A 20,464-nucleotide genomic window follows, 5' to 3' on the forward strand; every position below is an offset into this window, starting at 1 on the left:
ACCAAAACTGATGCCGATTGCTACCTGCCAGAGAGGAATGGTTGGTGGCAGCGTCAGAGTGAAGAGCAGGCCCGTCACCAGAAAGGCTTCGGAAAAACGGGCGAGGGTAAAACACGCGCCCATGCCGACCACCCACCAATAGGCGGGCGGCAGACGCCGGATGTTTGCGCGCGAGATCGGGTTGCTGCGTTTCGTGGAGCGCGGGCGTTCGGGCTCTTGCACGCCCCAGAACAAAAGCGCCACCGACAACACCGCGGGCACCACAGCGACCCAGAACACGGCGCGAAAATCGTTCTCCCACAGCAGCATGAGCGCCATGGCCAGCAGGGGCCCCAGAAACGCACCCACCGTGTCCAGCGACTGGCGCAGACCAAAGGCCGCGCCGCGTTGCCCGGGTGGCGCAAGATCGGCCACCAGCGCATCGCGCGGCGCGCCTCGAATGCCCTTGCCGACCCGGTCGATCAGGCGCGCGGCCACCACCAGCCCCAAGCCCCCCGCCAGGGCGAACAGCGGTTTGGACAAAGCCCCCAATCCATAACCCAGGAGCGCCAAAGGCTTGCGCCGGCCCCAATAGTCGGACAGGGCGCCCGAAAACACCTTCACGATCAGCGCCGTGGCCTCGGCCAATCCTTCGAGCAAGCCGATGGCCAGCGCCGACACGCCGAGTGTGGTGAACAAAAACACCGGCAACAGGCTGTGTATGAGTTCGGACGACACGTCCATCAGCAGGCTGACGCAGCCCAGCGCCCAGATACTGGCTGGCAATTTGGCGCGCGAAAGCGGGTCGGTTTTCATGTGGAAGTCCGTCGGCCCAACCGCGCAATACCGGGTTCGGCAGTCGCGATTGTGGCGGCTTGAAAAAGCACGGGACAATACACGCATGGAAATTTACGTTTGGCTGTTGTTGATCGGCCTGGGCGCTTACGCCATCAAAACCACCGAACAGCGTCAACGCATCGTTTTGCTGGGCAGTTATCTGCAAAAGTACCAGCTCGAGAAGTTGATGCGCACGCTCACCGATGGCTATCTGCGGGCCTTGGGTGAAAACGATGCCGAACGGCGCCAGCAGATCTGGAGCATGCTGGCCAGCACCGAGATCTTGTTGTGCGGGCAAATCGAGCGCCTGGCCTTGGCCTTTTCGGCGGTGGACGAGCAGCAGGCGCGGGTCAGCAAGCTGCCGCTGGCCCTACCGCTGGTGCAGAAACTCTTGCCCGGTGTCTCGTTCGATCTGCGCAAGGCCCTGGCCATCCATGCCCATGGCATCGCCCGGGCGGCGCAAAACCAGCAAGCCGATACGCTGCGCGACAAGGCCTTCACGCTCTCGGCCGAGCTGTTCCTGTTTCAGCACACCTGCCACTGGTATTGCCGCTCGAAAGCCGTGGCGTCGGCGCGCATGCTGGCGCGGCACCAGACCACTTACGCGCAGTTGTTGGCCGCGGTGTCGCCCGACACCCGCGAGGCCTACCGAGCCTTGGTCGCGGGCTGAAACCGGCGACCAAAGCCTGCGACTCAGAGCTTGGAAAAATCGGGCTTGCGCCGCTCCATGAAGGCACCAAAGGCTTCGCGGGCAGCGGGCTCGCGCAGCATGCGGCCAAAGCTCTGGCCCTCTTCGTCCATCTGCGCCAATACCTGGGCCGTCTGGCCTTTCTTGAGCAGGCGTTTGGTTTCCACCAAGGCGCTGATCGGCTTGGCGGCCAGCTTGCGCGCCACCGCCTGGGCATAGTTCGCGGCCTCTGACGGTGGCAATACCCGGTTGACCAGGCCCACTTCGAGTGCGGCTTCGGCCATGAAGGGTTCGCCGAGCAGCAAGGCTTCGGCGGCGCGGTGGTAGCCCATCATCTGCGGCACCAGCAGGCTGGATGCGGCCTCCGGGCACAAGCCCAGATTGACAAAGGGCATGGAGAATGCGGCGTTGTCGCCCGCGTACACCAGATCGCAATGCAGCAGCAGGGTGGTGCCGATGCCCACCGCAGGGCCACACACGGCCGCGATCAAGGGCTTGGGGAACTGGGCGATGCCGCGCAGAAAGCGGAACACCGGGGATTCCGTGGTGGCGGGCGGCTGGTTCAGAAAATCGCCGATGTCGTTACCGGCGCTGAACACCGTCTCATGGCCCTGGAACACCACACAGCGCACGGCCGCATCGTCCTGGGCGGCTTGCAGCGCGTCGGCCAGCGCCGCGTACATGGCTGCGGTGATGGAGTTTTTCTTGTCGACGCGGTTGAAGGTCAGGGTGCAAATACCGTCTTCGGTGTGGGCCAGGATGTCGCTCATGGGAAGTGTCCGCTGTTGTGACCAAACGCGGCAAGCCGGCTGGCCGAAAATAAAAAAAGCAAGTTAACACGAATGCCGCACGCCGTCAGGGTTCGGCTGCCCAATGCGCGACAGAACCCCGCCCACATGCGCCTGCTTGCTCGCAAGCACCCCTACACTTGGCTGGTGCCTGTCCCCGGGCACGCCACTGGCTGCCATCCCACCGCATGAAACGCACAATTTTTCACCATCTGGCCCTGTGGCTGAGCGGCGCGCTGCTGGCCGGCCTGCCCGCATGGGCTTGGGCCAACACCGCCGCCGAATCGGCTTCCCAGCACACGGCCGCAGTCGGCGCAGCAACCGGCAAACCGCGCCCACGCATTGCCCTGGTGCTGTCGGGCGGCGGCGCGCGCGGGTTTTCGCACATCGGCGTGCTCAAGGCACTGGAAGAAGCGCGGGTGCCGGTGGACTTTGTGGTCGGCACCTCCATGGGCGCCATCATCGGCGGCCTGTATGCCAGCGGCATGGGCGCCGACGAGCTGGAGCGCGAGCTGCTGAGCGTTGAATGGGACAGCCTGTTCAACAGCCGCGAACCGCGCCAGTTGCTGTCACAACGCCGCAAAGAAGAAGACTTCGAACTGTCACCGGTGCTCAAGCTCGGTTTTCGGGACGGTGCCTTCGTGCTGCCGTCGGGTGCGGTGTCGACCCGCTCGCTGGAAATGCTGCTGCGGCGCTACACGCTGTCCACCCGCCACCTCGCCAGTTTCGACGGCCTGCCCACGCCGTTTCGGGCGGTGGCCACCGACATGGAAACCGGCCAACCGGTGGTGTTCGACCATGGCGACATGGCCGGGGTGCTGCGGGCCAGCATGTCGGTGCCCGGCGTGTTTGCGCCGCTGGAGATCGACGGCCGCATCCTGGGCGACGGCGGGTTGGTGAACAACCTGCCGGTGGACGAAGCGCGCCGCATGGGTGCGGACGTGGTGATCGCGGTCAACATCGGCACACCGCTGGCGGGGCGCAAGAGTCTGGGCACGGTGCTGGGCGTGGCGGCGCAGATGGTGAACATCCTGACCGAACAGAACGTGCAGCGCAGCATCGCCACTCTGACACCGGACGACTTGCTGCTGGCACCACCGCTGGGCACGCTCACATCGGGCGACTTCGGCAAGGCACCCGAGCTGGTGGAATTGGGCCACGCCTATGCGGAGACCGTGAAGTCGTCGCTGGCGCGTTACGCCACCGACGAAGCCAGCTACCAACAGTGGGCTGGCGCGCGCGATGCGCGCACACAGGCCAGCGCCGCCCGCATCGGCCAGGTGACTTCGATCCGTTTCGAGGGTGTGAGCACGGCGCGGTCGCTGCGCCTGGCCCAGACGCTGGACACGAACGCAGGTGAGCGCCTGGACGTGCCGAAACTCGAACGCGATTTGCAGACACTGGCCGCCAGCGGCGACTACGAGCGGGTGGACTACAGCCTGAACCGCCAACCCGGTAGCGACAACGAAGCCCTGGTGATCCAGTTGCAAGAAAACGGCTGGGGCCCCAACTACCTGCGCCTGGGCCTGGACCTGCGCACCGATTTCCAGGGCCGCGCCGGCTTCAACCTGCGGGTCAGCCACAACCGGCATTGGCTCAACGACAGCGGGGCCGAATGGCGCAACCGCATCCAGATCGGCGAAACCCTGGGCCTGTATTCGGAGCTGTACCAGCCCCTGGGCGCGGTGGGCGAGCGCTTCGTGGCGGCCTACGCCGACGCCAGCCTGAGCCGGGTGGAGCTGTTCAATACCGATGGCGATGCGGTGGCCATCGGTCGGCGGCAAGGCTTGCAACTGGGTGCCGACGTGGGCTGGCCACTGGGCCGCCAAGGGCGCTTTGGCGACATGCGGCTGGGCCTGGTGGGCGCGCTGCGGCGGGCTGTGCCCGAACTGGTGTCGGGCAGCGTCACCAGCCAAGGCCAGGTGATCAGCACCCAGGACTGGCGCGAACTGGGCGTGCGCGCCTCGGTCATTGCCGACCAGCTCGACTACGCCAATTTCCCTTCGCGTGGCTACCGCGCCCAGGGCGAAATGGTGCTGGGCCGCCTCTACAGCAACGGCCAGAACAAGGCCTTCTCGCGGCTGGAAGGCAGTGTGAACGGTGTGCGCACCTGGGGCCGCCACACACTCAACGCGGCGGCCCGGGTGGCGCTGGCCAGCCAGATACCGTCTGGCGCCATCGACGAGTATTCGCTCGGGGGTTTCCAGCAGCTCTCGGGCTACCGGGTGGGTCAGGTGGCGGGCAACTACCTGGTGTTTGGCCGCTTGACCTACTACCAGCGCCTGCCGATCGAGACCGGCGTGGCACGCGCGGTGTTCGCGGGCGCTTCGCTCGAAATGGGCAACGCCTGGATCAACCGCAAGGACGTCGGCTTCAACCAGCTGCGCGTGGGCTCCAGCCTGTTCCTTGGCGCCGACACCGGCTTGGGGCCGTTTTATCTGAGCGTGGTGCACGCGCCCCAGGGCTACACCGGCCTGTACCTGTTTCTGGGACGGCCTTGAACCGGGGCCTGACGCCCGGTTCGCGCAGCTCCGCCTATTCCTTGAAGTACACCACTTGGTGCGTGGTGGCCAGCAGCGTGCCGCCCTCGTTCCAGAGCTGGGCGCTCTGGTCAAAATAGCCCCGGCCAAAGCCCTGGCCCTGCGCCTGGCCCAGCAGATAACCTTCGCCGGTGGCCGCCAGCTGTGCTGCGCTGGCGTGGTAATACACCGTGAGACTGACCGTGCCCAGCGGCACCAGCCGGGCACGCCGGTGCCAGATGCGCGGCGTGAACACGTCGGCCAGCGCGGTCAGCGAGGCAAAGTCCAGCGGACGCGGCGGTTGGTCGCGCACCCACAAGCGGGTGCGGCTGTGACCCTGGTCGCTACCGTCCCAGACACTGGGCAAGGCCTGGTCCAGCAAACGCATTTCGTAGCGCTGGAGCCACTCGACACGCATGGCCCCGCTGCGCTGTGGCACGGCCTGCGGCGCGGGCACGGCGGGCGCTGTGTGCTCTTCGGCAGACCAGGTGTCGCGTCGCAGCGCGGTCAAGGCGGTGGCGGTCAGCACCGGGTCGTCGCCCTGGCACACGCTCACGGTCCAGTGTTGGGTGGAGCGGTTGGTGCGCACCGGCTTGGCCCGCACCTGGAACGGTCCATCGGCCAGCGCGGCACAAAAATTCACGGTGAGCGACACCGGATCGCCCAGCCGCTGCGGGTGCAGCAGCACGGCTTGCAGTACCTGTGCCGCACTCACGCCACCATACGGCCCGACCATGTTGGCAAAAGCCGGGTGCGTGTGGCCTTGGTAGCGACCTTCGGCCAAGGGCTCCAGGGTCAAGGCTTCGTCAAATGGGTTCGGATTTGGGTTCGATTTCATGCGGTCTCCTGAGCCACCAGTCCACTGGCCAGCCATTGCTGCAGGCGCGGCCACAACACCGCCTGGTGCTCGCTGCGGAACGCGCCAAAGTGGCCGATCCGCCGCACCGAGCAATCGGCGGGTGCCAGATCGTGCAGCTCGCACGACGCGTTTTCGTACAGCTTGAACAGGCTCTCGGTGCCCTGTCGGGTCATCAATTCGTCGTCGGTGATGGACAGCGCCAGCACCGGATAGCGCACGCGGGCGTAAGCCAGGCGCGCGTGTTCGCCTTCGGCGCCCACGCTGTAGCGCGGGTTCAGACACCAGCGGCGCCACTGCAGCATCACGCCCTTGGGCAAATCGCCCACCTTGCGCAGTTGTCGGCCGGGAAAGTAGCCGAACAAGCGGGTGGCCAAGGGCACCAGCAGGTACCAGAAGTACGGCACCATGCGCTTGAGCTTCGGCGCGTTTTCGCGCCAATAGCCGCTGCCAGCCGCCACACTCAACAAGCCTTTGACCTTGTGCGGGTTGCGCAGCAGGCCGGGCAGTTGCGCACCGAGGCTGTGGCCCAAGAGGTAGAGCGGGCGCTCGGGCAAGGCCGCGTGCGCGTGGTCGATGGCGGCCTCGTAGTCGCGCGCCCAGTCGAACAAATCGGCACGGTAACCGCGCAGACCACCACCGGGCGTGTCGGGGCGCGAGTCGCCGGAACCTCGGTAATCGAAGGTGGTGACACGCCAACCCTGCCCGGCCAGCCACTGGGCAAACGGCGCGTAATAGTCTTGCCGCACGCCCATGGCGCCGCCGATCACCACACTGCCCCGTTCGGCACCGGCGGGCTCGAACACCCGCAGCGCGATCCGTGCGCCGCCGTCTGCCACGATTGCCAAAGACCGCATGTGTTTCTCCTGGTGGTGGACAAGCGCCCGGTGTCGCGGGCGGCGCGTCTACACGCGCTCGAAAATGCCGGCCGCGCCCTGCCCCATGCCGACGCACATGGTGACCATGCCGTACTTCTTGTTGTGGCGCTTGAGCGCGTGCACCACGGTGGCGGCGCGGATGGCGCCGGTCGCACCCAGCGGGTGGCCCAGAGCAATGGCACCGCCCATGGGGTTGACCTTGCTCGGGTCCAGACCCAGCGTGTTGATGACCGCGAGCGACTGCGCGGCAAAGGCCTCGTTGAGCTCGTACCAGTCGATCTGGTCTTGTTTGAGGCCGGCGTACTTCAGCGCTGCGGGAATGGCTTCGATCGGGCCGATGCCCATGATGTGCGGCGGCACGCCGCGCGAGGCGTAGCTCACAAAACGCGCCAGCGGCGTGAGCTTGTAGCGCTTCAGGGCCGCTTCGCTCACCAGAATCAGCGCGCCTGCGCCATCGCTGGTCTGCGAGCTGTTGCCGGCGGTGACCGAGCCGCGCGCGGCAAACACGGTACGCAAGCGGGCCAGACCATCGAGCGAGGTGTCGGGCCGGGCGCCCTCGTCCTGGCTCACGGTGCGGGTGGTGGTGGTGACTTCGGCGCTGTCCAGGTCCACGCTGCGGTCGGTCACTTCCACCGGCGTGATCTCGTCGCTGAACTCGCCGTTTTTCATGGCCAGCACGGCACGCTGGTGCGACTGCACGGCAAACGCGTCCTGCGCATCGCGCGACACCTTCCATTGCTGCGCCACCTTCTCGGCCGTGAGGCCCATGCCGTAGGCGATGCCGTAGCTCTCCACGTCGTCGGTGTTGCTGAAGATGCTGGGCGAGAGACTGGGGGAGTTGCCCATCATGGGCACCATGCTCATGCTTTCGGTGCCGGCGGCGATCATCACGTCGGCCTCGCCCACGCGGATGCGGTCGGCCGCCATCTGCACCGCCGACAGGCCGGAGGCGCAGAAGCGGTTCACCGTGATGCCGCCCACGCTGTGGGGCAGACCGGCCAGGATGGCGCCGATGCGCGCCACGTTCAGGCCTTGCTGTGCCTCGGGAATGGCGCAGCCGCAGATCACGTCTTCAATCGCCTTCGGGTCCAGGCCGGGCACCTGCGCCAGCGCCGAGCGCAGCGCGATGGCCAGCAGATCGTCTGGCCGCAGGTGCTTGAACGAACCTTTGTGCGAGCGGCCAATGGGGGTACGGGTAGCGGCGACGATGTAGGCGTCTTGAACTTGTTTCATGGCAAATGCCTCGGTGTGTGCGTTGCGTTGCGGGGAACGACGGCCACGGTCAATAGGGGGAAAGGATCAGGCCTTGGCGGCGCCCAGGCGCTTCCAGTCGGCGATGTCTTTTTCGATAGCGGGCGGCATGGCGGCGAGCACGTTGGCGCGCAAGCGCTGCTTGGTCGCGGTGAACGAGGCCGGCACCGCTTTCTTCAAACGGTCCACATGCGCCTGCGTCACGGCAGCCAAGGCATCTGGCGCCACCGCGTCGTCCAGCAAACCCGCGCGCACCGCGTCTTCACCGGTATAGGCCAAGGCTGTGCCGACGAGGTGCAGGTGCGGCGTGCTCACACGCTCGCGGCAGGTCTCCAGCGCGAAGTACGGCAGCGTCATACCGATCAAGACCTCGTTGGCCTGGAACATCGCGCCGGTATTCAAGCCGATGCGCACATCGGCGCACTGCAAAAGAAACAAGCCCATGGCCACGGCATGGCCCGAGCACGCAGCGACCACCGGATGCGGGTACGACAGCACCCGCTGCGCCAGTTGGGCGCCGCCGGTCAACATCTTGAAGGTCTCGCGCGGATCACCCGCCTTGAACACCCCCAAATCAAAGCCGCCAGAGAACACACCCGCACGGCCGGTCAACACCACGATGGCCTTGTCGGCCTCAGCGCGGTCAAAAGCCGCATTCAATGCCGCCTGCATCGCAGGGCCCATGGCGTTCGCCTTGCCATCGTCCATGGTCAAGGTGGCCACACCGTCGGCAAAAGCGTAAGAAACCAGATCCGTCATACCGTTCTCCAAATCAGTCAATCCAAAGCGCATTCCAGCGCGAGATGCCCCCACCCCAGGATGCCGCGGAACCGGCTCCGCCGGGCCGCCAGCATCGCCCCCTTGAGGGGGTCGCGCGAAGCGCGGCGGGGGTGTGCTAATTCCTCCCCGGCCGTCCCGTGTTCAACATGCCCAAAATGCGCTCCTGCGTCTTGGGGTGCACGATCAACGAACAGAACGCCTGGCGCTCCAACGTCATCAGATAGTCCTCGTTCACCAGCGTGCCGGGTTCGACATCGCCACCGGTCACCACATTCGCGATCAAGGATGCGATGTGGAAATCGTGCTGGCTGATGAAACCGCCGTCGCGCATATTGACCAGGCTGCCCAGAATGGTGGCCTTGCCATCGCGCCCGGCCACCGGGAACAGGCGCTTGTGGGGCGCGCGGTAGCCGCCGGTGAACAAGGCCTTGGCCTCGTTGATGGCGACGAACAGCAGTTCGTCCTTGTGCGGCACGATCACGTCGCTGTGCAACACGTACCCGAGCTTGCGCGACTCCAGCGCACTGGTGCCCACCTTGGCCATGGCCGCGGCGGTGAAGCCCTCGGTCAGGAACGGCAGCAGGTCTTTGCCGGTTGAGGCTTCGGCGTTCTCGGCCGCGCGGCGGGCGATGTAGGTCAGGCCACCGGCGCCCGGCACCAGGCCCACGCCCACCTCCACCAGGCCAATGTAGCTTTCCATGTGCACCACGCGGCGCGCGCTGTACACCGCCAACTCACAGCCACCGCCCAAGGCCAGGCCGCGCACGGCCGACACCACCGGCACGCTGGCGTAACGCAAGCGCAGCATGGTTTGCTGCATGAAACCTTCGGCGTCTTCGATCGCGGCCACGCCCACGGCCATGAAGGCCGGCAACATGGCTTGCAGATCGGCACCGGCGCTGAACGGCTCGTCGCCCGACCAGACCACCAGACCCTGGTACTCTTTTTCGGCCAGATCGATGGCGGCCATCAGGCCTTCGCAGACCTCGGGGCTGATGGCGTGCATCTTGGTCTTGATGCTGGCGATCAAGACCTCGCCATCCAGCGTCCAGGTGCGCAGCGAATCGTTTTCTTCGATGGTGGTACCGGCGGTCTCGAACTTCGGCCCGGCTTCGCCCAGCAGCAGTTCGGGAAAGGCTTGGCGCTGGTACACCGGCAGATCGCGGCGCTGATCGAAAGTCTTGGTCGATGGGTTCCACGAACCCTCGGCCGTGTGCACACCACCCGCCTCGGCCACGGGGCCTTTGAACACCCATTCGGGCAGCGGTGCGCTGCTCAGCGCTTTGCCTGCCTCGATGTCTTCCTGAACCATCTTCGCCACGTCCAGCCAACCGGCTTCTTGCCAGAGCTCGAACGGGCCCTGCTTCATGCCAAAGCCCCAGCGCATGGCCTGGTCCACATCGCGCGCGGTCTCGGCAATGTCGGCCAGATGCACGGCGGCGTAATGAAACCCGTTGCGCAGAATCGCCCACAGGAACTGCCCTTGTGGTCCTTCGCTGTCGCGCAACAAGCGCAAACGTTCACCAGCAGGACGCTTCAACATGCGGCCATACACCTCGTCGGCTTTCTGGCCGCCGGCTACGTAGTCTTTGCTGGCCAGATCAAAGCGCAGGATGTCGCGCCCGACCTTCTTGTAGAAACCGGCCTTGGCTTTCTGGCCCAGATTGCCCATGTCGATCAAGGTCTTGAGCACTTCGGGCGTGCCAAAGCTTTCGTAGAACGGATCGGTCTCCAGCGACAGATTGTCCTGCAAGGTCTTGACCACATGGGCCATGGTGTCCAGACCCACCACGTCGGCGGTGCGGAAGGTGCCGCTGCTGGCGCGGCCCAGACGCTTGCCGGTCAGGTCGTCGACCACATCGTAGGTGAGACCAAAATTCTCCACCTCTTTCATCGTCGCCAGCATGCCGGCAATACCGATGCGGTTGGCCACGAAGTTCGGCGTGTCTTTGGCGCGCACCACGCCCTTGCCCAGACCGCTGGTGACAAAGGCCTCCAGGACGTCCAGGATCCGGGGTTCGGTGGTCGGCGTGTTGATCAGCTCCACCAGCGTCATGTAGCGCGGTGGGTTGAAGAAATGGATGCCGCAAAAACGCGGTTTGATCGCCTCGGGCAAGCCTTCGCTCAGTTTCGTGATCGAGAGCCCCGAGGTGTTGCTGGCCACAATGGTGTGCTCGCCCACAAAGGGCGCAATCTTCTTGTAGAGATCGTGCTTCCAATCCATGCGCTCGGCGATGGCCTCGATGATGAGGTCGCAGTCGCGCAATTGTTCCAGGTGCTCTTCGTAATTGGCCTGCCCGATGAGATCGGCGCCGGACGCCACTCCCAGCGGCGAGGGTTTGAGCTTCTTCAAGCCTTCCACGGCGCGCACCACGGTACCGTTCTTAGGACCTTCCTTGGCGGGCAGGTCAAACAGCACCACCGGCACCTTGACGTTGACCAGGTGCGCAGCGATCTGCGCGCCCATCACGCCCGCGCCGAGCACGGCGACTTTCTTCACTTGAAATCGGTTCATTCTTCGGGTTCCTTTACACGCCACGCAACGCGTGAGGGGTAGTTGTCGAGAGATACCGCGGAACCGCCCTTCGTCAGGCTCAGGACGGGCCGCAGGTGTCGCCCCTTGAGGGGGTCGCGCGGAGCGCGGCGGGGGTGTTTTCTTATTCGACGCGCAGCCAGACCTGCGTGCGGTAAAACGGGCCGATGTAGCCACGCATTTCCAGCTTCTTGCCGTCTTCCACGGGCTTGAGGCGGGTGCGGTAGACCTTGCCGTTGTTCGGATCGACGATGTCGCCACCGTCGTAGATGGCTTTGTCGTCGGCGCTCTGCTTGAGGTTGCGCAGGATGGTCATGCCCAGCACCGGCTTGCCCTTGCGCTCGTCGGTGCACTTGTCGCACACCTCGTCCGGCTTGGTGGTCGGGTCCAGCAGCTTCTCGATCGTGCCGCTGAAGACGCCGTTGGTCTCCTTGATGCGCACCAGCGACTTCTCCTTGCCGGAGTCGTCGTCAATCGTCTTCCACAGACCCACCGGCGACACCTGCGCCAAAGCCGAAGCACACGCCAGCACAGAGACCCAGGCGAAAAAAGACTTTTTCATGATGACTCCAATCGAGGTTTCAAACAGACGAAAACCGGGCACGCACCACCAAGGAATAATCAGGCCAATGCCGCATCGGTGTCCATCAGGACCGCCGAGCCGGCGCGTGCCGTGCGCATGAGGGACGCGGTCTCGGGGAACAACTTGGCGAAGTAAAACCGCGCCGTTTGCAACTTGCCCTGGTAGAAGGGATCGGTGTTGCCGGCGGCGATTTCGCGCAAAGCCACTTGTGCCATGCGGGCCCAGAAGTAGCCAAACACCAGATGGCCCGCGACACGCAAGTAGTCCACCGCAGCCGCGCCCACTTCGTCGGGATTTTGCAAACCTTTGAAGCCGATTTCCATGGTGAACTTGGTGATCTGCTCACCCAGCACAGCGATCGGGTTGATGAACTCGGCCATCTTCTCGTTCACGCCCTCTTCCTGCACCAGGGCGCCCACCAGCTTGCCAAACTTCTTCAATGCCGCACCGTTGTCGCCCAGCACCTTGCGACCCAGCAGGTCCAGCGACTGGATGGTGTTGGTGCCTTCGTAGATCATGTTGATGCGGGCATCGCGCACATGCTGCTCCATGCCCCATTCCTTGATGTAGCCGTGGCCACCGAACACCTGCTGGCACATGGTCGCGGCCTGGTAACCGTTGTCGGTCAGAAAGGCTTTGACGATGGGCGTCAACAGCGAGAGCATCTCGTCGCTATCCTTGCGCACTTTCTCATCGGGGTGGTTGTGCACTTTCTCCAGCAGCACCGAACTGTAGATGGCCAGCGCGCGGCCGCCTTCGGCATAGGCTTTGGCGGTCAACAACATCTTGCGCACATCGGGGTGCACGATGATGGGGTCGGCCAGCTTGTCTTTGGCTTTCACACCGCTGAGCGAACGCATCTGCAGACGGTCTTTGGCATAGGCCAGGGCATTCTGGTAGGCCACTTCGGTCAGGCCCAGCGACTGGTTGCCCACGCCCAGGCGCGCTGCATTCATCATCACGAACATGCCCTGCATGCCTTTGTTCGGTGCGCCCACCATGGTGCCGATGGCGGCGTCGATCACGATCTGCGCGGTGGCGTTGGCCTTGATGCCCATCTTGTGTTCGAGGCCGCCGCAGTGGATGGCGTTGCGCTCACCCAGCGAACCGTCTTTGTTCACCAGGTACTTGGGCACCACGAACAGGCTCACGCCTTTGATGCCTTTGGGCGCATCGGGCAACCGGGCCAGCACGAGGTGAACAATGTTGTCCGCCATGTCGTGCTCACCGGCGCTGATGAAGATCTTGTTGCCGGTGATCTTGTAGGTGCCGTCGGGCTGCGGCTCGGCCTTGGTGCGCATCAGGCCCAGGTCGGTGCCGCAATGGGGCTCGGTCAGGCACATGGTGCCGGTCCATTCGCCACTGGTCATCTTCGCCAGGTAGGTGGCTTTCTGCTCGTCCGTGCCATAGGTGTGCAAAGAGGCATAAGCGCCATGCGTCAGACCGGGGTACATGGTCCAGGCCTGGTTGGCCGAGTTCATCATTTCGTACAGGCACTGGTTGACCACCAGGGGCAAGCCCTGTCCACCGAACTCGGGATCGCACGACAGCGCCGCCCAGCCACCGTCCACATAGGTTTTGTAGGCCTCCTTGAAGCCCTTGGGCGTGGTGACCTCGTGGGTTTTGATGTCGAGTTGGCAACCTTCGGCGTCACCGCTGATGTTGAGCGGAAAGATCACTTCGGACGCAAACTTGCCCGCTTCTTCCAGCACCGCGTTGATGGTCTCGGCGTCGGTGTCGGCATGCTGAGGCATCGACTTGAACTCGTCGGTGACCTTGAACACTTCGTGCATCACAAACTGCATGTCGCGCAGGGGCGGGTTGTAAACGGGCATGGATGGCTCCTGGAATCGTTGGAAAAATGGAATCGGGTCAGCGCACCGAAGTGGCGCCAACCGGGATGGTGCGGGTGCGGGTCCGGGGCTTGGACGCCGCAGGCGCAGCGCCATGGGCGCTGTACCGATCGGTGATGCTTTCAAACGCCAGCAAAGCGCGTTGCACGGACTGGGGGGTTCGCAGAAAGCGGGCTTCGTAATGCAGGGCCAGAATCGAGGCGTGGATTTCAAACGCCATCTGGCTGGCATCGGTATCGGGGCGCAGATGGCCTTCTTCGGTCGCGATCTCCACCGCGCGGCGCATGGCGGCCAGCCAGGTGTTGACCGAACTGGCAAGTGCATCGCGCACCGGGCCGGGACGGTCGTCGAATTCGACCGCGCCGCTGATGTAAATGCAGCCCGAATCGAGCTCCACCGAGGTGCGCTTCATCCAGTTGCCGAACAGCGCACGCAAGCGCGGCAAGCCGCGCGCGGCGCTCATGGCCGGATAAAACACCTCGTCTTCAAACCGCTTGTGGTACTCGCGCACCACCGAAATTTGCAGTTCTTCGCGCGATCCAAAATGCGCGAAGACGCCCGACTTGCTCATCTGCATGACCTCGGCCAGCGCACCGATGGACAAACCCTCCAGACCAATCTGCGTCGCCAGACCCAGGGCCGCATCCACGATGGCGGCCTTGGTCTGCTGCCCCTTGGGCAAGCTCGGCTGGCTCGCCAGGTGGGTGGTGCGTTTTGCGGAAGAGGAGGCGCTCATGTCTGGGTGGGTGCGTGCAAAGAAAGCGTGGGGATATGAAGATGGGGGATGAATCAATAATCGAACGGTCGTGCTATTTTGGATCAAAAAAGCGCCTCACCGCAAGCCAGAAGCCCAAATACCTGGGAAATGTTTAGGGGCTGTGCTCTAAACGCACGCACCACCCGCTCTGCACGCGGGATTACCAGGGCGCCGCTCAGAGGTGTGTGCCAGGCAGCAGCATGGCCAGGCTGTGTTCCAGGTTTTCGTCCGCCGCGCGCTTGAAGCCACTGCGCGCAAAACGCTGCAAGCGCCCAACGCAAAAAGCGGTGATCACCGAAGCGTCGGCCTGCGCATCGACCGTGGGTGTGGAGGCTCCAGTGAACACCGCGGCTTCGCGCAGGTTTTGCCGCAGCGCCGATTCGATCTTGTCGAAAAACAGGTTCATGCGTTGTTGCAGGCGCTCGTTCTCGAACACCAGAGCATCGCCCACCATGACACGCGCCATACCGGGATTTTTCTGCCCGAACTGCAGCAGCAGGGTGATCAGTTTGCGAGAGCGCACCACCGCATCGGGCTCGCGCTCGCTCAACTGGTTCACCAGACCGAACACCGACTGTTCGATGAATTCGATCAGCCCTTCAAACATTTGCGCCTTGCTGGCGAAGTGGCGGTACAGCGCCGCTTCGCTCACCTCCAACCGTGAGGCCAGCGCCGCCGTGGTGATGCGTTCAACTCCGGGTTGCTCCAACATCGTCGCCAGGGCTTGCAGGATCTGCACCCGGCGCTCGCCAGGCTTGGGCCGCTTGCGCGGCTGGCCAACGGCAGATGCCGCAGCATCCGCGTCCTCGATCGGCTCTGGCGCAGGATGGGACTCTGGAACAGTGGAGGTCATGGGCGGTGGATCCGTTCGTTTTCGGCGGTCAGGCCGTGGTACCAAGCCTGGGTGTGTCTTCCCTCACAAGAATTCTCGCACAGGCTTTCGTACACCCGTACAAACCCGCAGACCTGCGCCGCCCAGACCAAACAGCGCACCCGCCCTTCAGTGCGAACGGATCATGGTGCCAAAAGGCTGGTCGCTCAGGATCTCCAGCAGCAGCGCATGCGGCACCCGGCCGTCGATGATGTGCACCGCGTTGACGCCGCTCTTGGCCGCGTCGATGGCGCCGGCGATCTTGGGCAACATACCGCCCGAGATCGTGCCGTCCGCGCACAGCTCGTCGATCTGGCGCGGCGTGAGCTCGGTCAGCAGTTCACCGGCCTTGTTCAGCACGCCAGGAATATTGGTCAGCATCAGCAGCTTCTCGGCCTGCAGCACGGTGGCGAGCTTGGCGGCCACCACGTCGGCGTTGATGTTGTAGCTCTCGTTGTGCTCACCGAAACCGATGGGCGTGACCACCGGAATGAACGCGTCGTCCTGCAAGGCCTTGACCACGCTCGGGTCTATGCCCACGATGTCACCAACCTGGCCCACGTCGTGTTCCAGCGCAGGGTCTTGCCGATCGGCCAGCTTGAGCTTCTTGGCGTGGATCATGGCGCCGTCGCGCCCGGTCAGGCCCACGGCCTTGCCACCGGCCTGGTTGATCAGGCCCACGATGTCTTGCTGCACCTGGCCGGCCAGCACCCACTCCACCACCTCCATGGTCTCGGCGTCGGTCACACGCATGCCTTGCTTGAACTCGCCCTTTTTGCCCAGGCGCTGCAGCAGGTTCTCGATCTGCGGGCCGCCCCCGTGGACCACCACCGGGTTGATGCCCACCAGCTTGAGCAGCACCACGTCTTCGGCAAAGTCCTGCTGCAAGGCCGGATCGGTCATGGCGTTGCCGCCGTATTTGATGACCATGGTCTTGCCATGGAACTTGCGGATGTAGGGCAGCGCCTGCGCCAGGATCTCCGCTTTTTCGCGCGGCAGGATGGACGAGATATCAACAAGGGTTTGTTCGGTGCTGGTCATGGCGGCAGGTGGGTTGGAAGGGTTCGTTCAAATTGTAGGCCCCACGCGCGACGCCACCGCGTCAGAAATGGATGCCCCGCATCATCTGCTGCATCGCAACCGCCTCGGGCGAGAGCTGGGGCTTGGCGGCCTTCTCGCCTTTCACGCCCTTGGCAGCGGACGAATCGGGGAACATGCGGAAGCTGGTGTTCATGACGATTTGCGCCACGCGCGGCATCAGCGCGTGCATCACCTGGCCGGTGATGCCCAGGCGGGTCGCAATGCGCACCGACTTGAAGATGCAGGCCTGCGCGATCAGATCGGCCGCCTCTTCGGGTGCCAGCGTGGGCACGTTGTTGTAGATGTTGGTCGGGGCGATCATGGGCGTGCGCACCAGCGGCATGTTGATGGTGGTGAAGGTGATGCCCTGATCGGCAAACTCGCTGGAGGCGCAGCGCGTCCACGCGTCGAGCGCCGACTTGCTGGCCACGTAGGCGCTGAAACGCGGCGCATTGGTCAGCACGCCGATGGAGCTGATGTTGACCACATGGCCCTTCTTCTTGGCGACCATGCCGGGCAGAAAGCCCATGGTCACGCGCAGGCAGCCGAAATAATTGAGCTGCATGGTGCGTTCAAAGTCGTGGAAACGGTCGTAGCTGGCCTCGATGGCGCGGCGGATGGAGCGCCCGGCGTTGTTGATCAGAAAGTCCACGCCGCCGTGGTCTTCGATCAACTGCTTCACAAAGCGGTCGGCGTCTGCCATGTCGGCGATGTCGGCCGCGTAGGCCACAAAGCGGTAACCCTTGGCCTCGGCTTCCTGGCAGGCCAGGTCCAGCTTGTCCTGGTCGCGACCACAAATGATGGTGGTGGCCCCCGCTTCGGCAAACTTGTGCGCCGCAGCCAGGCCAATGCCGGACGACCCGCCCGTGACCAGCACCACCTTGCCCGCCACCGTGCCCTTCAAGCTGCGGTCGATGTGCAGGTCGGGATCCAGGTGGCGTTCCCAATAGTCCCAGAGCCGCCAGGCGTAGTCCTTGAGGTTGGGGCATGCGATGCCGCTGCCCTTGAGCGCTGCCAGGGTGTCGCGGCAATCGAAACGGGTCGGGTAGTTCACGAAGGTGAACATGTCCTCGGGCAAGCCCAGGTCTTGCATGATGGCGTTGCGCACCCGGCGCACCGGCGCCAGCGCCATCAGTCCCTTCTTGACGCTCTTGGGAATAAAACCCAACAAGGCGGCGTTGACGAACAGGTTCATCTTGGGCGCGTGCGCCGCACGGCTCAGAATGTCGAGCACGTCGCCCACACGGTAGCCCACCGGATCGACCAGGTGGAAGCATTGGCCTGAGGCGCGCTTCTGGTGGCTGATGTGGTCCAGCGCATCCACCACGAAATCCACCGGCACGATGTTGATGCGCCCGCCCTCCAGGCCCATGCTGGGCATCCACGGCGGCAGGATCTGGCGCATGCGCTGGATCAGCTTGAAGAAGTAGTACGGCCCATCGATCTTGTCCATCTCGCCGGTCTGGCTGTCGCCCACCACCAGCGCGGGGCGGTAGACGCTCCAGGGCAGCTTGCATTCCAGGCGCACGATTTTTTCGCTCTCGTGCTTGGTCATGAAATACGGGTGTTCGATGTTTTCCGCCTCGTCGAACATGTCCTCGCGGAAAACCCCTTCGTACAAACCCGCTGCGGCGATCGAAGACACGTGGTGGAAATGCCCGGCGCCAATCGCCTTGGCAAACTCCACCGTGTTGCGCGTGCCCTCCACGTTCACCGCGATCTGGCTTTCCTCGTCCGCCCCCAGGTCGTAGACCACCGCCAGGTGGAAGAAGTGGTCGATCTGACCTTTGAGCGCTTTCACCTCGTCGCTGGCCACGCCAAGCTTCTTCGCCGTCAGATCGCCAAACACCGGTACCGCACGCGCCGCACTCACACCCCAGTGCTCGCGCAAATCGGCCACTTTGCCAGCGCTTTCGGCGCGGATCAGAAAGTGCACCACCGAGCCCTTGCGCTGCAGCAACTGCTTGACCAGCCGCTTGCCAATGAACCCGGTTGCTCCGGTGACGAAATAACGCATGGATGTCTCCTGTTGAGGCGATGAAGAGGGCAATGATGCTTGCCATTCTTGACCAGAAGCGCAGGTCTCCCATTCCGCAATAACCCGCGTGCAGGGCATTCGATTTAGTCCAAGCTCCCTACACAGGGCACCGACCGGCCATTTACATTGGTGGCATGGCGTGCCAGCCAGGCACCGCCACCCACACCTGCACCCCAGCTCTTCATTCCCTTTCCCATCAGGAGTTCCCATGGTCAAAAAAATCCAGAAATCCAGCAGCAACAAATCGGCGAGCGGCACCGCTTCCCCCTTGTCCGGCGCCATCAAAGACTCGGCGCAGCAAATCTGGCTGGCGGGTCTGGGCGCCTTCTCCAAGGCCCAAGACGAAGGCGGCAAGGCTTTTGACACCCTGGTCAAAGAAGGTTTGAGCATCCAGCGCAAAACCCAGGCCGTGGCCGAGGAGCGCATCTCCGAAGCCACCAACCGCATGAGCAACATGGCCACCGGCATCTCCACCAAGGCCGCCGGCCAGTGGGACAAGCTCGAGAACATCTTTGAAGAGCGCGTCGCCAAAGCCCTCAACAAGCTGGGTGTGCCCTCGGCCAAAGATGTCGATGCCTTGATCGCCCGCATCGACACACTGAGCCAACAGGTCCAGAGCCTGGGCGGCAAGCCTGCTGCAGCCAAGCCCGCCGCGCGCAAAACGGCCGCGCGCAAGGTCGCCGTTCGCAAAACAGCCGCCGCCAAAGCACCGGCCAAAAAGGCCAGCAAAGTGGTGCGCAAGACCACGCGCAAAACCGCAGCTTGAGGCGGGTGAAGCGCTGGTACCGCGCTGCGCCGTCCAAACTCCCAGGGGCGCATGACGCCCCTTTTTTCCGCCCGCGCCAGATGCTGCAATGCAGCATCCCAGTCGGCGCCTGCGGTCTACACTCGAACGCATGACGACGTCCCGCCAAGCCCCTCATCGCACAGCCGAGCCGACGTCACACCGTCCCCGCATCGCTCTGGCACTCGCCGGTGGTGGTCCGCTCGGCGCCATCTACGAGATCGGTGCGCTGTGTGCGCTGGACGACTGCCTGCTGGGCATCGACTTCAACCGCTGCGACCATTACGTGGGTGTGTCTGCCGGCGGCTTCATCGCGGCAGGCCTGGCCAACGATCTGACGCCGCGCCAGCTCTGCCAAGCCTTCATCGAGGATCTGCCCACCGATCAGAACTTCGACCCGTCCTGGCTCTTGAAGCCGGCTTGGTCCGAATGGGCCCGCAGTGCACGCCGCCTGCCCGGCTTGTTCGCGGGTGCGGCGTGGGCCTGGGGCGCGCAGCGCAAGCCCCTGCTGCAAGCCCTGGAGCGACTGGGCGCCGCCCTGCCGACGGGCTTGCTCGACAACAGCGGCATCCACCTCCAGTTGGAGCGGCTGTTCAGCAGCGAAGGCCGCAGCAACGACTTCCGGCGCCTGCGCGCCCGCCTCACCCTGGTGGCCACGCAGCTCGACACCGGCGAGGCCGCACCCTTTGGGCGCCCGGGTTGGGACCACGTGCCCATTTCCAAGGCGATCCAGGCCAGCGCCGCCTTGCCCGGCCTGTTTCCGCCGGTGGAGATCGATGGCCACTACTACGTGGACGGCGCGTTGAAGAAAACCCTGCACGCCACCGTTGCGCTCGAAGAGGGTGTGGACTTGTTGTTGTGCCTGAATCCGCTGGTGCCGTTTCACACGGAGACTGGCGCTGGCGCGGCGGGTTCGCGCATACCGGCATTGATCAAAGGCGGCTTGCCCGCGGTGATGAGCCAAACCTTTCGCTCCATGATCCACTCGCGGCTGGCGCTGGGCTTCAAGCACTACGAACGTGCATACCCGAACACCGATATCGTGCTGATCGAACCCGACCAGCGCGACCCCGAACTGTTTTTCGCCAACACCTTCAGCTACCGCCAGCGCCGCGAGATGGCCGAACACGCTTACCAGCAAACCCGGCGCAGTCTGCGCGAGCGACAGGCCGAGCTGGGCCCCCAACTCGCACGGCATGGCGTGCGCTTGAACACGCAAGTGTTGAACGACCCCGATCGGCGCCTGTTGCGCCCGTCCGAACCCGGTGCGCACGAAAAACGGCAGGGTGTGGCCGCCCGGTTGCACGCCACGCTGGACCAACTGCAGAACCTGCTCGGCACGCCAACAGGACCCGTGCCGTCCACACCACGAACAACGGGGCGCTGAGC

Annotated in this window: 17 protein-coding genes; 4 read left to right on the forward strand and 13 right to left on the reverse strand. The window is 64.3% G+C overall.

From position 1 onward, the window contains the following. Positions 1–795: MFS transporter (locus tag ABYB95_RS01030; RefSeq protein WP_372656560.1), on the reverse strand; the 795-nt coding region annotated here is incomplete at its 3' end. A gap of 85 nt (positions 796–880) precedes the next feature. On the opposite strand from ABYB95_RS01030, the gene ABYB95_RS01035 reads away from it, so the two are divergent. Further along, positions 881–1,486, forward strand: a complete 606-nt coding sequence (locus tag ABYB95_RS01035; RefSeq protein WP_372656561.1) for a hypothetical protein — start codon at positions 881–883, stop codon at positions 1,484–1,486. A 23-nt stretch (positions 1,487–1,509) separates the two neighbouring features. Here ABYB95_RS01035 and ABYB95_RS01040 read toward each other — a convergent pair whose 3' ends face one another. Beyond that, the gene (locus ABYB95_RS01040) at positions 1,510–2,274 is read right to left on the reverse strand and encodes an enoyl-CoA hydratase (RefSeq protein ID WP_372656562.1); all 765 of its coding nucleotides are present in this window, start codon (positions 2,272–2,274) and stop codon (positions 1,510–1,512) included. Positions 2,275–2,480: 206 nt separating this feature from the next. On the opposite strand from ABYB95_RS01040, the gene ABYB95_RS01045 reads away from it, so the two are divergent. After that, a complete protein-coding gene (locus ABYB95_RS01045) occupies positions 2,481–4,793 on the forward strand; it encodes a patatin-like phospholipase family protein (RefSeq protein ID WP_372656563.1) in 2,313 nt (770 codons plus the stop codon). Between the two features lie 34 nt (positions 4,794–4,827). Here ABYB95_RS01045 and ABYB95_RS01050 read toward each other — a convergent pair whose 3' ends face one another. From ABYB95_RS01050 to ABYB95_RS01100, 11 genes are all read right to left on the reverse strand, one after another. Continuing rightward, complete coding sequence (locus ABYB95_RS01050) at positions 4,828–5,649, reverse strand: acyl-CoA thioesterase (protein ID WP_372656564.1); 822 nt, start codon at positions 5,647–5,649, stop codon at positions 4,828–4,830. Then, the gene (locus ABYB95_RS01055; RefSeq protein WP_372656565.1) at positions 5,646–6,524 is read right to left on the reverse strand and encodes an alpha/beta fold hydrolase; all 879 of its coding nucleotides are present in this window, start codon (positions 6,522–6,524) and stop codon (positions 5,646–5,648) included. The genes ABYB95_RS01050 and ABYB95_RS01055 overlap by 4 nt, the downstream gene beginning before the upstream one ends. A 48-nt stretch (positions 6,525–6,572) precedes the next feature. After that, positions 6,573–7,778 (reverse strand): acetyl-CoA C-acyltransferase, encoded by a 1,206-nt coding sequence (locus ABYB95_RS01060; RefSeq protein ID WP_372656566.1) that lies wholly within the window; start codon positions 7,776–7,778, stop codon positions 6,573–6,575. Positions 7,779–7,844: 66 nt separating this feature from the next. Next, positions 7,845–8,555 (reverse strand): crotonase/enoyl-CoA hydratase family protein, encoded by a 711-nt coding sequence (locus ABYB95_RS01065; RefSeq protein WP_372656567.1) that lies wholly within the window; start codon positions 8,553–8,555, stop codon positions 7,845–7,847. Positions 8,556–8,691: 136 nt separating this feature from the next. After that, positions 8,692–11,091, reverse strand: a complete 2,400-nt coding sequence (locus ABYB95_RS01070) for a 3-hydroxyacyl-CoA dehydrogenase NAD-binding domain-containing protein (RefSeq protein WP_372656568.1) — start codon at positions 11,089–11,091, stop codon at positions 8,692–8,694. Positions 11,092–11,233: 142 nt separating this feature from the next. After that, positions 11,234–11,671, reverse strand: coding sequence for a DUF2147 domain-containing protein (locus ABYB95_RS01075; RefSeq protein WP_372656569.1), 438 nt, complete (start codon positions 11,669–11,671; stop codon positions 11,234–11,236). A 59-nt stretch (positions 11,672–11,730) separates the two neighbouring features. Next, complete coding sequence (locus tag ABYB95_RS01080) at positions 11,731–13,527, reverse strand: acyl-CoA dehydrogenase C-terminal domain-containing protein (RefSeq protein WP_372656570.1); 1,797 nt, start codon at positions 13,525–13,527, stop codon at positions 11,731–11,733. A 37-nt stretch (positions 13,528–13,564) separates the two neighbouring features. Beyond that, positions 13,565–14,281 (reverse strand): TetR/AcrR family transcriptional regulator, encoded by a 717-nt coding sequence (locus ABYB95_RS01085; RefSeq protein ID WP_372656571.1) that lies wholly within the window; start codon positions 14,279–14,281, stop codon positions 13,565–13,567. Between the two features lie 196 nt (positions 14,282–14,477). Next, a complete protein-coding gene (gene slmA, locus ABYB95_RS01090; protein WP_372656572.1) occupies positions 14,478–15,155 on the reverse strand; it encodes a nucleoid occlusion factor SlmA in 678 nt (225 codons plus the stop codon). A gap of 147 nt (positions 15,156–15,302) precedes the next feature. Further along, a complete protein-coding gene (gene argB, locus ABYB95_RS01095) occupies positions 15,303–16,214 on the reverse strand; it encodes an acetylglutamate kinase (RefSeq protein WP_372656573.1) in 912 nt (303 codons plus the stop codon). A 61-nt stretch (positions 16,215–16,275) separates the two neighbouring features. Continuing rightward, a complete protein-coding gene (locus tag ABYB95_RS01100; protein WP_372656574.1) occupies positions 16,276–18,270 on the reverse strand; it encodes an SDR family oxidoreductase in 1,995 nt (664 codons plus the stop codon). A 229-nt stretch (positions 18,271–18,499) separates the two neighbouring features. Here ABYB95_RS01100 and ABYB95_RS01105 point away from each other — a divergent pair, with 229 nt between their 5' ends. After that, positions 18,500–19,057, forward strand: coding sequence for a phasin family protein (locus tag ABYB95_RS01105; protein ID WP_372656575.1), 558 nt, complete (start codon positions 18,500–18,502; stop codon positions 19,055–19,057). Between the two features lie 130 nt (positions 19,058–19,187). Next, positions 19,188–20,462, forward strand: a complete 1,275-nt coding sequence (locus ABYB95_RS01110) for a patatin-like phospholipase family protein (RefSeq protein WP_372656576.1) — start codon at positions 19,188–19,190, stop codon at positions 20,460–20,462. The last annotated feature ends 2 nt before the right edge of the window (positions 20,463–20,464 follow it).

This window comes from Hydrogenophaga sp. (assembly GCF_041633695.1).
GTDB lineage: Bacteria > Pseudomonadota > Gammaproteobacteria > Burkholderiales > Burkholderiaceae_C > Hydrogenophaga.